General features: G+C 68.1%; 11 protein-coding genes, 1 tRNA gene and 1 pseudogene. 6 read left to right on the forward strand and 7 right to left on the reverse strand.

The window, feature by feature from the left end:
• Positions 1-218: 218 nt before the first annotated feature.
• The gene (locus ACZ3ZE_RS35370; protein ID WP_467261925.1) at positions 219-923 is read right to left on the reverse strand and encodes a VanZ family protein; all 705 of its coding nucleotides are present in this window, start codon (positions 921-923) and stop codon (positions 219-221) included.
• A gap of 194 nt (positions 924-1,117) precedes the next feature.
• Here ACZ3ZE_RS35370 and ACZ3ZE_RS35375 point away from each other — a divergent pair, with 194 nt between their 5' ends.
• Positions 1,118-1,804 (forward strand): DUF4230 domain-containing protein, encoded by a 687-nt coding sequence (locus ACZ3ZE_RS35375; protein WP_467261927.1) that lies wholly within the window; start codon positions 1,118-1,120, stop codon positions 1,802-1,804.
• Positions 1,805-2,538: 734 nt separating this feature from the next.
• A pseudogene (locus ACZ3ZE_RS35380) lies at positions 2,539-2,674 on the forward strand (transposase); the annotation flags it as partial.
• A 25-nt stretch (positions 2,675-2,699) separates the two neighbouring features.
• On the opposite strand, the gene ACZ3ZE_RS35385 reads toward ACZ3ZE_RS35380, so the two are convergent.
• Positions 2,700-3,050 carry a hypothetical protein gene (locus tag ACZ3ZE_RS35385; protein WP_361176307.1) on the reverse strand — a complete coding sequence of 117 codons (351 nt, stop codon included), beginning with the start codon at positions 3,048-3,050 and terminating at the stop codon, positions 2,700-2,702.
• A 557-nt stretch (positions 3,051-3,607) separates the two neighbouring features.
• On the opposite strand from ACZ3ZE_RS35385, the gene ACZ3ZE_RS35390 reads away from it, so the two are divergent.
• Positions 3,608-3,695, forward strand: a tRNA-OTHER gene (locus ACZ3ZE_RS35390).
• A 318-nt stretch (positions 3,696-4,013) separates the two neighbouring features.
• Complete coding sequence (locus tag ACZ3ZE_RS35395) at positions 4,014-4,421, forward strand: DUF5958 family protein (RefSeq protein ID WP_361176305.1); 408 nt, start codon at positions 4,014-4,016, stop codon at positions 4,419-4,421.
• Positions 4,422-4,490: 69 nt separating this feature from the next.
• Here ACZ3ZE_RS35395 and ACZ3ZE_RS35400 read toward each other — a convergent pair whose 3' ends face one another.
• Together ACZ3ZE_RS35400 and ACZ3ZE_RS35405 are read right to left on the reverse strand one after the other, a co-directional pair.
• Positions 4,491-4,952, reverse strand: coding sequence for a hypothetical protein (locus ACZ3ZE_RS35400; RefSeq protein WP_361176303.1), 462 nt, complete (start codon positions 4,950-4,952; stop codon positions 4,491-4,493).
• The gene (locus tag ACZ3ZE_RS35405) at positions 4,939-5,175 is read right to left on the reverse strand and encodes a hypothetical protein (RefSeq protein WP_467261929.1); all 237 of its coding nucleotides are present in this window, start codon (positions 5,173-5,175) and stop codon (positions 4,939-4,941) included. Before ACZ3ZE_RS35405 ends, ACZ3ZE_RS35400 begins: the two co-directional genes overlap by 14 nt.
• A 130-nt stretch (positions 5,176-5,305) precedes the next feature.
• Here ACZ3ZE_RS35405 and ACZ3ZE_RS35410 point away from each other — a divergent pair, with 130 nt between their 5' ends.
• The gene (locus ACZ3ZE_RS35410; protein ID WP_361176551.1) at positions 5,306-6,547 is read left to right on the forward strand and encodes a tyrosine-type recombinase/integrase; all 1,242 of its coding nucleotides are present in this window, start codon (positions 5,306-5,308) and stop codon (positions 6,545-6,547) included.
• Positions 6,544-9,039 carry a site-specific integrase gene (locus ACZ3ZE_RS35415; protein ID WP_361176299.1) on the forward strand — a complete coding sequence of 832 codons (2,496 nt, stop codon included), beginning with the start codon at positions 6,544-6,546 and terminating at the stop codon, positions 9,037-9,039. Before ACZ3ZE_RS35410 ends, ACZ3ZE_RS35415 begins: the two co-directional genes overlap by 4 nt.
• Here the strand turns inward: ACZ3ZE_RS35415 and ACZ3ZE_RS35420 are convergent.
• The 3 genes from ACZ3ZE_RS35420 to ACZ3ZE_RS35430 form a co-directional block, all read right to left on the reverse strand.
• Positions 9,036-9,947, reverse strand: a complete 912-nt coding sequence (locus ACZ3ZE_RS35420; protein ID WP_361176297.1) for a hypothetical protein — start codon at positions 9,945-9,947, stop codon at positions 9,036-9,038. The genes ACZ3ZE_RS35415 and ACZ3ZE_RS35420 overlap by 4 nt on opposite strands.
• Positions 9,948-12,113, reverse strand: a complete 2,166-nt coding sequence (locus ACZ3ZE_RS35425; protein ID WP_467261931.1) for a tyrosine-type recombinase/integrase — start codon at positions 12,111-12,113, stop codon at positions 9,948-9,950.
• Positions 12,114-12,408: 295 nt separating this feature from the next.
• A complete protein-coding gene (locus tag ACZ3ZE_RS35430; protein ID WP_467261933.1) occupies positions 12,409-13,506 on the reverse strand; it encodes a tyrosine-type recombinase/integrase in 1,098 nt (365 codons plus the stop codon).
• Between the last annotated feature and the right edge of the window lie 53 nt (positions 13,507-13,559).

The raw sequence follows: 13,559 nt of genomic DNA on the forward strand, positions 1-13,559 counted from the left end.
CATAAATGAGGATGCGGGTCATGGAATCGGGGGCGGCGGTGTAACCGGCCCGGGTGGTGGTCGACGACGGTGTCCGGGCGTGCTCAGAGGCCCGCGACGCGGACGGCGAAGAAGAGGGCGACCAGGACGGCGCCCGCGGCGATGAGGGCCACCCAGGTCATGGGGTGGCCCCAGACGTCCCCGACTTCACGAGTGCCGCGGTGGGCCCGGGGCCCGGCTCAGGGACGGGCGTACGCGTCCGGGGGCCGGCGCCGCCACCACCTGCGGCGGGTACGCGGATGGACGGCCCGGCCGAGGCGGCGCCCCACCAGGAGGTAGGCGAGGAGCGCCCCCGTAGTGTTGAGCAGGACGTCGTCGACGTCGAAGGCGCGTCCCGTGACGAGGGCGCCCTGGATCAGCTCCACGAGCAGCATGGTGCCGACGGTGACCAGCGCCACCCGGACCAAGCCGCGGGCCTTCCGGGACAGCAGCGGCAGGAGCACGCCGAACGGCATCCCCAGGGCCACGTTGCCGCCGAGCTGTTTGACGGTGTCGACGAAGGCCGGCTGCCGGAGGTATGCCTCGATGGACCGGCCCGGGGTCAGGTTGTCGTGGACCAGGGTGACCGAAGCGGCCGACTCTCCCAGGGTGAGCTTCGCCAGTACCACGGCGAAGGCGACCATGCCCGCGAGGGCGACGAGTGCGACCAGCGCGCGGACCACTCGGCCGGGACCGGTGCGGGCCGGCCCGCGAACCGCGGGGTCCGTGACGGCCGGCACCTCCTCGACGCCCCTTCGCTCCCGTCGCGGCGGCCGTGCGGTCGGGGCCGCCCCGGGGCCGCTCCCGCCCTTCGCGGTGAGGACGATCTTGCGCACCGCCACGGCGGCGACGTTCCTGCGGGTCTTCGCGGTGGCCGGTCTTCGCATCGCTCTCCAACTGATCATGTGGCACTCCCTGTCTCCGACCGGGCGGCTCCGGTCGGCTCTGCTGACGAAGCCCGCTTACCCGGACCCGCCACCCCCATGCCCATCCGCCCCGCAGCCCCGTCACAGCCGCCCCCGCTCTTCATGGATCACAACAGGCCTCACTTCAATGGGAGTTGGGAATAGGGCGCGGTCGGCCGGGGCACCAGCGGCCCATGGGAGAAGACACCGCGAAGAGACACCCGTCCCTCGGGAGCCGGCCGGAGGGCTCGTCCCGGCGCCGATGGCCGGACGCCGCCGTCGTGCTGCTCGTGATCGCCGTCGCCCTGATGCTGGTGGGGCAGCTCCTGAGGCTGCCGGGACTGGACGTGTTCGGCACCGACGTCAAGGACCGCTCCGGGCCCGCCGTCCTGAAGTCCGTCCAGGACATGAGCCGTTACGAAGGAGCGGCCGGCACCTACCAGGTCGTGGTCGACCTGGAGCAGGACGCCCGCTTCCTGCCCGACGCCATCCGCGGCACCCGCACGCTGTACGTGGCGACCGGCGGCGTCACCGCCTACGTGGACCTCGGCGGAGTCGGGAAGGACGCCGTCACCGTCGACGCGAAGCGGACCGAGGCGACCCTGCGCCTGCCCCACGCCCGGCTGGCCTCCCCCTCGCTCTACCCGGAACGGTCGTACGCCGTGTCCAAGCAGCGCGGCCTGCTGGACCGGCTCGGCGACCTGTTCTCCGACAACCCGGCGAGCGAGCACGCGGTCAACGTCCTCGCCGCCCGTCGCATCGGCGACGCCGCCCGCCAGTCGGACCTGACCTCACGGGCGGAACGCAACACGACCGCCATGCTCCAGGGCCTGCTGCGCGCGCTGGGCTTCGAGCGGGTGACGGTCACCTACGTCTCGTAAGGCGGCCAGGGACGCCGAACGGTCGACGCCCGTGGTGGGGGCGCCGGCCGTCGTGTGAACGTGAGGAAAGCGGCCAGGTGGTCACTCCCCGGCGCAGGGGACGTGGTGGCCCTGGTCGAGGGCCTCGGTGGCACCGTACGCGCGGCAGCAGGCGCTGGCGAAGGTGGCGTCACTGACGGACAGCGCCGGTGTGCGGCGTCGAGGACGTCGACCAGGCTCCGGCCCGAGGCGGTAGCCGGTGTGCCGAGTTCCCGCCGGGTTCGTGCCGGACGAGGGCTGAACTGCCCGATTTGGCTGCCGCCGAGTCTGGCCCACGCAGTACGGGCTCGTGCTCGCCGCCGCCCTCGCGTTCCGCCCGGTGCCGCATCAGTGCTGTCAGCGGGCTGTTGGCGGGAGGAGCCGTTGCGGAGGGGTGCCTCGTCGACCGAAGCGGCAGCGTAGGGTTCTTGCCTCGCCCGTCACGCAGTTCCTGGCAGCGGCCATCCAGATATCTCCCGTGAGCCGCAGCCGGCCGTGCTGCTGTCCTCGCCGTGTCCAGGCAGGCACGGACGAGCGGCAGGCACGGACGAGCGGCAGGCACGGACGAGCGGCAGGTATCGGCCGTCACCTACAGCGAGAAGGCCGCCGAGACGTACGGGAAGCGCGAGGCTGCCGAGGAAGGCGTCACGGACGTCCAGGTCATCGAGTCAAGCCCGGCAAGTGCTTGCCGCCCCGGGGCTGGGCGTCAGACCTGAAAGCACCCCCGGCGGGAGATCGTCGACGCGATCCGATACGTCGTCGACACCGGCTGCAAAAGGAGCGCTCTGCCTGCGGAGTTCCCCCCCATGGCGCACGGTCTGGGGGATCATGGCCCGCTGGGCCGCCGCCGGAGCGAGCGAGCTGAACAGCGCCGAGGTCAGTGCAGGCGCCGTACCTGGGCGAGCAGCCGCCCCTGTTCGAGTTTCAGTGACTCGAAGGAGCTCCGTAGGTAGGCCTCCAACTCCACATGCGGGAAATCGCCAGCGATCGAGATGTGATCGTCGGGCTGCACGGAGTCGAAGCCGTCTTCCTGCCAGCGGGCGACGATGGGCTCATAGCGAGCCACATGCGCGCACAGCTCCTTCAGAGGCTCGGGGATGGTGTCCTCAAGCAGCAGGTCAGCATGAGAGACGACCGTCTCGACCATGCGCCGATTGAGCGGCATGAAGACTGTTGACATCCACAAACGCCAGGTGGCGGCCTGCTCCGCGATGGTGACGGCCGACACTGTTCCGGGGGCCCGATATCGGGCAGCAAACTTGCGCCAGGGCTCGGTCCACGGCCTCCGACTGCGCATAGAGCGGACCATAGAGCTCGCTGAGTTGGCGGTTGATCCGATCCAGGTGATCCTTGCGGCGCGCTAGGCGCAGATTCGTTAGATAGGTCGCCACGTACCCAGTGGCCGCCACCAACACTGTGACCATTAAGGGGACTACGACACTTAGCTCCACGAGCCGCAACGCTACCCAAGGCTCAACATCTGCGTACACGAAACCTCATCCTTCGATGGCCCTCGCGCCTCAAGACTCAGCGTCGAGGATCACCACGCACTTACCAGCGGGCGTACGCGGAGCTCGCCGCCGAGCTCACCGCGGCCGGCCCGCCGCCGAGATCGTGCCGCTGCTGCGCGCGGCCGCCGACCGGGCCCTGCTCGGCATCACCGCGGCCGACCTGGCCGAGGCGATCAGCACAGGCGCCCGCTACGGGCTCCGGGTCCGCGTCACCCGCCCGTAGTCGCCGGAATCTCGGGTGCATCGGGTCGAGGCGGCGCCGTACGGTGCCCCGGCAGCCGTCTTCGTCTCAGCGGCCCAGGACGTCGGACACCGGTATGCCGGATCTGGAAACCCCGGTTCGAATCCGGGCGGCGGCTGCATCCGGGTATGGCGATGACGCGCGGACCGTGCCTAGCCTGTGGACACAGCCTCAGGGGTCGTCCTGGAGGGCACCACGGTGCCTGCTCGACCGATCTGGAAGGGTGCGATCTCGTTTGGTCTGGTCACTTCTCTGAACCAGTAGTTGCGGTCCGTTGAGGCATCGCAAACCTGTAGCACATGCGTGCCATCGCGAGCCAGGATGCGGCTATGCGTCATTCTCAGAGCGATTACGAGTTGCCGGATCTTGTTCGGTGGTACGTCACGCCTGATCGGCGCGTGACCACTGCGGCCATCGCCCCGCTGGACAGTGAGAGCTGATGATGACCGAGCGAGACACCATCCTCAACGAACTCGCCCAGGGCTTGCGCTCGATGTCACAGGGCATCGAGTGGTTCAACTCCTACGGCCAGGAGGAACAGGCTGAGATACTCCGGTTCCTGCGCCATCACTGCATGCAAGCCCGCGCCGTCACTGAAGACGGACCAGAGAGCATCCGGCGTGCCGGGCTACGCCCGACGCACACGCCTGCCGTTCTGATCACTCGCGGCCCGATCGACCAGCAACTGGGGGAAATCGCCGGCCTCACCCCAGTCGATGAACGCCGAACGGCGTTCCGGCTGCTGGTCGCGGTGCTCGCGGTCGCGGACGAAAGGCGCCGCGAACGCTTCTGCTCTGACGGGTGCGCTCACTGGTGGCACAATCTGCCCGTCTCCGACGGGCGATGACGCGTCCTCGCGCTGCTGTTGTCGAGCCCATGCACTCCGTCTGCGGCACGGCGGGCTAACGGCAGTGCTTCATGTGCGCGTGCCGTCGGCATCGGAGCTGATCATCGAGCTCAGGGCCCGGAGGGCGTCATCGTATTGGTGACGGTCGAACTGAAACGGGCCGAATGCCACGTAGTCGCGGCTCTTGCGGTACGGCTGCTCAAACGCGTCCCAGGCTACGAGGTCTATCGTCGCGGTGATGCGGGCCATGAGCGGCCAGCACCCCCACTCTCCGCATTCACAACCGAGAACGGGTGTCTTCGGCCCCATCGCGCTGGTGGACAGTCCTAGGAAATGGTCCTGCATCGGGCCGAACCGGAAGAACTCCGGGATCAGCCCCCCGTAGGCATTGCCTGCAGGCTGCATCCCAGCCGCGATCTCGAACCCGTCGATCAGTTCGGTGAGTGGTGCCCCATCGATGTGGGGGACGACCACGAGCGGACCGCCGTCGCCACGGTGCTGGCAGTCGAAAAGGATCTCATTGCTGGTCATCCCGTGATTGTCTCAGCGACGCTGCTCCCTCCTGCCGGGCAGGTTGAGCCGGGATTGTGCGCGGCATACCGAGGTTGATCGTCGTGCCGCCTGATGCGGAGTCGATCTGGTCGATTTTGGATTCGGCTCCGGCAAGGCTGACGCGGAGTCCGTCGATCTCGCCGAGCCAGCCTTCTCGCTCGGCCTCTGCGATCCGGTCCCGGAGGTTGTCCCGGATCTCCACAAGCCGGCCTCGCTGCGCTGGTTCAGGGCGCAGGAGGGAGCAGCGGACGCCCCGTTGACTGAACGAACCAGGTCGTTTGTGCAGTTCAGGGCACAGGTGAGGTTGCGGCCCAGTACGGTCTGCGGTCGTGATGAACGATCGTGTGCCCGAGCGGGATCTGTCGAGGTTGGCCGTTCCTCGGTGGGGTCGGCTGGTGGAGACCGGCGACCGGTACGAGCCCTACCGGCTCGTCGACGCCGACGGCGCGGTCGTGGCGCCAGTCGCGGTGTTCTTTCAGGAACTGCTCGCAGCCGGGAAGGCGGCGGCGACCGTCCGCTCCTACGGCATGGACCTGCTGCGCTGGTGGCGGTTCCTGCACGCGGTCGAAGTGCCGTGGGATCGAGCGACACGCGTGGACGCGCGGGATTTCAGCTGCTGGATCCAGCTGACGGTTAAGCCGCGAGCGACCGCGGGCAAGCGGCGGCTGGCCCGCACCGTCGGCGCCCCGAACCCCGTGACCGGGAAGACGAGCCCTGGGCTCGGCTATGCCCCGTCGACCGTCGCCCACAGCGAGACGGTGCTGCGCAGGTTCTACGACCTGCACCGTGATGCCGGATCCGGGCCGTTGCTCAACCCGTTCCCGCTGGACCTGGCTCGTCGTTCCGGCCGCGCGCACGCACACCACAACCCGATGGACGCCTGGGCGCCGGAGCGGGCTGGCCGTTACCGGCCCACGGTTCCGCGCCGGATTCCGCGCTCGATCCCGGACGAGTGGTTCAACTCGCTGTTCGCGGCGCTGAGGTCGAACCGGGACCGGGCAATGATCGCGTTTTGGATCTCCAGCGGAGTCCGGGCCTCGGAGCTGATCGGCGTCCGGCAGTGCGACGTCGACCCTGGGCAGCAGCTGATCAGCGTTGTGCGGAAGGGCTCCCGAGCACGGCAGCAGGTGCCGGCCTCGGCGGATGCGTTCGTATGGCTGCGGCTCTACCAGCAGGAGCTGCACGGGCTGGTGCCGAGGGGCCGGACGCAGCCAACGTGGTGGACGCTACGGCGTCCGTTTCAGCCGCTGACCTACCACGGCGCCCACCGCATGTTCGAGCGGGTAAACGCAACCTTCGGCGCGGACTGGACCCTTCACGACCTTCGCCACAGCGCCGCCGCCCGAATGGTGCGCGACCCGGTGCTGACGCTGACCGACGTGCAGTGGGTCCTCGGGCACGCGCATCTGACCACGACCGAGATCTACCTCGCGCCGCGCCAGGACGAGGTCGTGGCCGAGGTACTGGCCCACTACGCCCGGCGGCCAGACCGGTTTGCCGAGCCGGTACCGCCGCCTCCCGCACCCGGCTACAACCCGGAAGCCTTGGACGTGCTGTTCAGGCGGTCTTCATGACCAGCACCACCAAGCACTCGGCGCGCCGCCAGCTGCAGACTGCGAATGCAACAGTCGAACAGGCCCGTGCGCGGAACAACGTACTGCGGGAAGGGTTCCCGCCCCGCTCTGTGGAGGCGTGGTGGCCGGCGACAGAGCAGTCAGCGGATGAGGTGCTGCGTCGGCTGACGGCGCCACCCTTCTTGGCTGCCGCGAACGCCACCCGGGCCGGGCGGCGGCGCGGGGTCGCCAAGCTTTTGCGCTGGCTGTCCAGCCTCCCTGGGGATACCTGGCAGCAGCGGTGGAAGGCTGGCCGCGCCGAGAAGATTCCCGGCGCGGAGTGGACAGATCTCCCGCTGCGTTTCTTGCGCGAGAGTGGGCCGTCGCCGTCGTATGAGCGCGGTGACCTGACTTCCGGGCTGCTGATGCTGGTCTGCGGCGATGTCATCCGTCCTGACCTGGCCTGGATGCTCACCCGCACCCACAAGCACCTTGCTCCGGTCATGGCCGAGGTCCGCGACCCCGAGGGGTTCGCAAGGCTGGCACAGCTGGCCGAGTCCGGGCCGGCCAGCGCCCGAGGCGAGGCCACCCTCGCCGCGACCCGGATCGCGATGATTCTGGCTTGCAAGGGCGGGTCAATCGCTGACATCGCCGTCGGCGACTGCGTTGAGCTGGTCGACGCGTTGCGTCGGGTCCATGTCCGCGGGGGTCAGCGCAAAGTCGACTTCTACCTTCGACTGCGTGCCTTGGGTGTCTTCCCTGAAGACGCCCCGGCCACGATCCGGGCGTTCGGGCTTGCCGCCGGCCGGCGGAGCATCGAAGAACTCGTGGATCGCTATCCGATCCGGTGCCGCCCGGTCCGCGACCTGATCGTGGACTACCTGCGCGAACGGCAACCGTCGTTGGATTACACCAGCCTGGACGCGGTGTCGCGGACGCTGGCCGGGCTGTTCTGGACCCGGATCGAAGCGCTCTCACCGGGCATCGGCTCCCTGCGCCTGCCACCGGCACTGGCCCGGGCCTGGAAGACGGACATCGCCACCAAGAAGCGCACCACGATCGGTCCGGACGGCACCGCCGTCGAGGCAGCCAGCCCCAGGCTGAACGCCAAGGACGAGCTCATCCGCGTCCGCGCCTTCTATCTCGACATCGCCCATTGGGCTGCGGAAGAGCCGGCCCGCTGGGCGCCGTGGGTGGTGCCCTGCCCGATCAGCGACGAAGAGATCAGCAAGGCCAAGGACCGCAAACACCGCAAGGCCCGGATGGACCAACGCACCCGCGAACGGCTTCCCGTCCTGCCGGTGTTGACCAGCACCATCGACCGCAGGCGACGCGCCGCAGCCGACCTACTTGCCGCCGCCGAGCACACCCCGCCCGGTGACCTGATCCCCGACACCGCCGGGGCCTTGCGCAGAGCCGTCGCGCCCAAAGCCGCCGGGCACCTGACCTGGGCAGAGGAAACCTCGACCGGGCGGCGGCGGAACCTCACCTACGAGGAGACCGAAGCCTTCTGGGCTTTCGCTGCGATCGAGGTCCTACGCCTGACCGGCATCCGCAATGAGGAGCTCCTGGAGCTGACCCACCACAGCATCACCGAATACCGGCTCCCCAGCACCGGCGAAGTCGTTCCCCTGCTGCAGGTCGCCCCGTCCAAGACCGACAGCGAACGGCTCCTGCTGGTCAGCCCGGAACTGGCGGATATCCTTTCCACCATCATCCGCCGCCTGCGCGGAAGCAGCCGCGCGATCCCGCTGGTGACCTCCTATGACGTCAACGAGCGGGTCTGGAACCCGCCGATGCCGCTGCTGTTCCAACGCGATATCGGCACCGAACACCGCGCATTCACCCCCACCGCGCTCCGCAAGCTTCTGATCAACGCGCTGGCCGCCACGGGCCTGACCGACGCAGGCGGCGAACCGTTCGTCTTCTCCCCGCACGACTTCCGCAGGATCTTCGTGACCGAAGCCATCATGAACGGCCTGCCCCCGCACATCGCGCAAGTGCTCTGCGGGCATCGGAGCCTTGATACGACGATGGGCTACAAGGCGATCTACCCGGCCGAGACCATCGAGGCTCACCGCGCCTTCATCGCCCGCCGCAGGGCTGCCCGGCCCAGCGAAGAGTATCGGACCCCCACCGAGGAGGAATGGGACGCTTTCCTTGCGCACTTCGAGAAGCGCAAGGTCTCCATCGGCACCTGCGGTCGCGCCTTTTCAAGCCCTTGTGTTCATGAACACGCTTGCGTTCGTTGCTCGCTTCTCCGGCCGGACCCGGGCCAGCGCGGCCGGTTGGAGGAGATCCGCGACAACCTCATCGCCCGCATCGCCGAAGCCGAGCGCGAAGGCTGGCTTGGCGAGGTTGAAGGACTCCGGGTCAGTCTGGCTGGCGCCGAAGACAAGCTCGCTCAGCTCGACGCCGGCCTGACCCGCCACAGCACAGCTGTCGACCTCGGAGTTCCCCGCCTTCGCCCAGATCGCCACGTCCACCAACCGAGGCGGGGTGATCAGCCTTAGGGATGGGGCGACTCAATTGTCCGGATGTCTCCAAGCCACTCGACCAAGTCGGCCAATTTCAGCAACCAGTTCCTCGCCTGCTGGGCGGACTCCTCCAGCGCCGCACGGGCGTCAGCCAAGATAGGGACATACTTATCTTGATAATTCCACACGTAATTTTCTCCAGAGTCGATTGCTTCTTTGATATGACGAATGGTCGCCTGAAGATTCTTCTGCACTGTTATCCAAGACGCCTGCTGAACCACCGCCACCGAATGTCCGATCCGGAAGGATTTCTCAGAGGGAAGCCACGACAGTCCCACGTCTGTCGCGCGCGGCCGAATCTCGGAGTCAAGGACGCGCCACTGACTTGCCACTAGCACTGACCAGATTGTTTCATCCGTCTCACCCGAGAATTCGAGGGAATCTTCGCATGCGCTGCAAAATGCAACTAGCGATTCCAAGGCGTCTCGAATGAGCGCTTTATCTGATTCCTCTCTTCCACGTTTGCTGCTACCCGGAGCTAGTGCATCCCTTAGTTCTTGCGCTTTAAGCTCAAGGCGTCTTGCCTTCTCAGCTAGCGAACGAAGGGAACTCTCCGGGTTCTGCACCGATGAAGAGAAGGGAGATCGAACCATCCGTTGAAAATCCGCAGCGGCGAGGCTGGCTTGGCGTCTCACTGCGCGGCGCTCAATGGCCTCTGCCTGGGTGCTGCCAAGGTGGCTGATGACTGCCAGAGCCACCGGAATGCCGAACAGCAAGCCTGTGAAGCTGGACATCAAATTGGTGAGAAAGCCTCGCTCATACCACCATCCGTTCCAGTCGCCATAAATGCCCACCGTCCCGCATGCGACCCCCAAAGGAATAAGCGTGTAACAAATGATGCGAATGGACTTTGGCGTGTCCTGCCAAGTTGTCTTGAGGTGCACCTAGTGCATATACCAGAGAACCACCGTCCCACGCGGTCGCACCCGGCGCAGCCACCCGTTGAGCCCAGTCTTCCGATGCCTGCTTCGTTCAGAGAAGCAGGCGTGTTCGTGGATGCAGGCGGTGCCGTAGGCGCGGGCGCAGGTGCCGACGGAGAGTTTGCGGCGTTCGAAGTGGCCGAGGAAGTCCTCCCACTCGGCGTCGGTGGGGGTGCGGTACTCCTCGGCGGGGCGCAGGGCGCGGCGGCGGGAGAGAAAGGCGCGGTGGGCTTCGATGGTCTCGGTGGGGTAGACGGCGTTGTAGCCCATGGTGGTGTTGATGTTGTTGTGGCCGACGATGACCTGGGCGATGTGGGGTGGGAGTCCGGAGCGGATGGCGTCGGTGATAAACATCCGCCGGAAGTCGTGCGGTGCGAAGTCGAGCGGCCTGCCGGTGGTGTCTGTGAGCCCGATGAAGGCGAGAACTTCGCCCAGAGCGTGTCGGATGAACTCGCCGCTCATGCGGGAGCGCTCGCCGCCGCGGTCCCACTGGAACAGAAGTGGAGCGGGCGGGTTCCAGGTGCGTTCTTCGTAGTCGTAGGCGGCCAGCAGCGGGACGGCGCCCGTACGGGGGTCGCGGACGCGGCGGATGATGGCGGACAGGACGTCGGCGAGCTCAGGACTGACGAGCAGGACGCGCTCCTGGTCGGTCTTGGACGGGGCGATCTGGAGCAGGGGGACGATCTCACCGGTGGTCGGCAGGCGGTACTGGACCAGGGCGGGGTGGCTGGTCTCCAGCATCTCCTCGATACGGGCGCCGGTGTGCCGCAGGAACTCCACTGCCGCCCAGGCCCAGAACGCGCGGCGCTCGGCGACGTCGAAGTAGATGAGTTTCCCGGACGCGTCGCGGGCGCTGGCGGCCGCAGGATTTTTCGTGCGGGTGAAGACAGTGCCGCCGGCGGTGAACGTGCCGCCCGGCGGGACGGTGTGGAGGGTCTGAAGGCGGGCCAGGTGGTGGCGGTGGTGGTCGGCTGCGGCTCGGGCGAAGGTCTCCAGGGCGGGGAGGCGCTCGCGGGTGCGCTGGTCCATGCGGGCCTTGACCCGCTTGGTGCGCTTGGCGTTCAGCGTCTCCGCTTCCTTGATCGGGCACGGCGCCGCCCACGGGCCCCATCGGGCCGGTTCCTCCACCGCCCAGCGCGCGATGTCCAGGTAGAACGCGCGGACGGTCATCATGACCAGCGGCAGGTCGGCCCGCTCGACCACCGTCTCCTCAATGCTGCCGTCCGGGCGCCGGCGCCGCTGGACGCGGGTTCGCAGTCGCTCCTTCCAGTCGCAAACCACAGCGGGCGGAAGGTCCAGGGAGTCGATCTCGGGGTGGTGCCGTTCGAGGTCGGACCAGAAGTTCCTGGTCAGATTCCGGGCCACGTTATCCAGCGTGCTGTAGTCGAGCCGGGGCCGACGTTCTTCCAGGTAGTCGATCAGCAGTGCCCGGATCGGCGCGTTCTCCACCCCGTGCCGGTCCACGAGCTGTTCGCAGGTGAGCTGACCGGTGACCCTGCTCAGGAATCGCAGGGTCACCGGCGCGTCGTAGGGCAGGTGACCGAGTTCGCGCAGCCAGGAGTAGAACAAGGTGTTCGCGGTCCCTTGCCCGCTCCTCGCTGACACCGCAGCGGTGTACTCGATCGCGTCGCCGACCGTGATGTCCGCCAGCCTGCCGCCCTTGGCCAGGATGATCCTCGCCAGGGCCAGGCGGGCGCTGCCGGCCCCGACCGTCGCCCACCGGCGCGGGTCGACGTGCGTCTTCAGTCGGGCGAAGCCGACCGGATCACGGGCCTGTTCGACGAAGTCCCGCAGATGGCTGCTGCGGTGGCCGACGAGCCAGTGCAGCGGCAGACGCAACACATCCGCGCCGGCCAAGGCCAGCAGCCCGGACTGCACGGTGCCGCGGCGCGTCACGTTGGTGAGCTCGGCGATCCACAGGTATCCCTCCTCGCCCCACCGGCGCGGGCAAGCCGCTGCAGGGGATGCCTCCCACCGTTCCTGCCAGCTCGAACCAGGAAACCCGGACAGCCAAAGAAGAATGGCGCGAGCCCCGGCGACCCGGTAGTAGAGGGTGCTCCTGTCGGCTGTGCCGAACGCCGGCGGCCGCTCGAGGGCGGCGAGAATCTCGTTGAGGGGTCTGCATGTCATCGGCCACTGTGTGCCGGCCTCGCGGGCGGGAAATCGGGCGCGAGCCTGTTCCATCGGTCCACCCGCGGCCTGGGGAACACGCGGGCGTTCGCCGGGGCCAGCCGGCAGGGTGCCGGTCAGGTGGCGGATGCGGGCATTCACCAGGCGCCTCCGAACAGGTCGTCCAGGGCCTCAGGCCGGTATCCGGGTGCGGGCACGACCGGAAGGCGCTCCAGCCGTTCCTGCCGGATGTGATGCGCACGTACAGCCTCGACGATCTCGTCGCGACCAGCGGGGACATAGATCTGGGTGGTGGTCAGGTGGGCGTGTGGCCGAGGATCCACTGCACATCGGTCAAGGCCAGCTGTGGGTCCCGGGCCATCCGGTACGCGGCCGTGTGCCGCAGGTCGTGGAGCGTCCAGTTGGCGCCGAGCAGCGCGTTTGCCCGGTTTAGCATCGCCCTGGCCGCGTGGTAGGTCAGCGGCCTAAATGGCTGCCGCAACGTCCACCACAACGACGCCTCCGGATCCCGCGGCACTCCCGCCCGCCACGCCTCCTCCTGGTAGAGCCGCAGCCACACGAAGGCATCGAGTGACGAGGGAAGCTGCTGGTAGGCCCGCGTGCCCTTGCGCATCACACCCAGCAGCTGTTCGCCCGGCAGTTGGTCACGCTGGCGGCTCGTCAGCAGCTCTTCGGCCCGGGCGCCGTTGGATACCCAGAACGCCAGCAGCGCGCGGTCCCGGTGGTGCCGCAGCGCCGCGAACAGATCGTTGAACAGGCCGTCGGGGATCCGGCGTGGCAACGTCGAAGGAACCTTCGGCCGGTAGCGGCCGCCGACCGTCGCCCGCGGGGGCCCGTCGGCGGAGGCGGGACGGCGGCGTTCCCGCCCGGCGGGGAACGGGTTGATGATCGGGCCCGTGCCCTCCTCCAGGTGGAAGGCGTAGAACGCGCGCAGCACGGCCTCGGCATGCACGCGCGTCCTGGCCGAGTACATCGGCCCCGGCGCTGCCTTGCCCGTCATCGGATTCGGCACCCCCACCAACCGGCTTGCCAGCCTCGGGAGCGAGTCGCCCTGTGCGCGCCGACGCCAGTGGACGCGGACCGGCTTGGGAGCGACCTGCATCCAGCGGGCGAAGTCCCGGGCATCCCTTCGCGTCACCCTGTCCCATGCCAGTCCCCAGCCCTCCAGGAACCGCCACCAGCGCAGCAGGTCCATCCCGTACGAACGGACCGTCGACGGCGGGCGCCCGCACGCCTGCAGCTCGGCGAAGAAGGCGTTCACTGGTTCCACGACGGCCCCGTTTCTGTCCAGCAGCACGTACGGCCTCGCCGGATCATCCGTCTCCACCAGCGCACCGGATTCCGGCAGCATGAAGCTAGCCAGATCCCGGGCAGAATCACCCGTCTCAAGCATGGCCGGGAAGCTAGCAGAAACTACCTCTGACCTGCGAATACATCGCTCTTAGT

This window comes from Streptomyces sp. NPDC023157 (assembly GCF_055560575.1).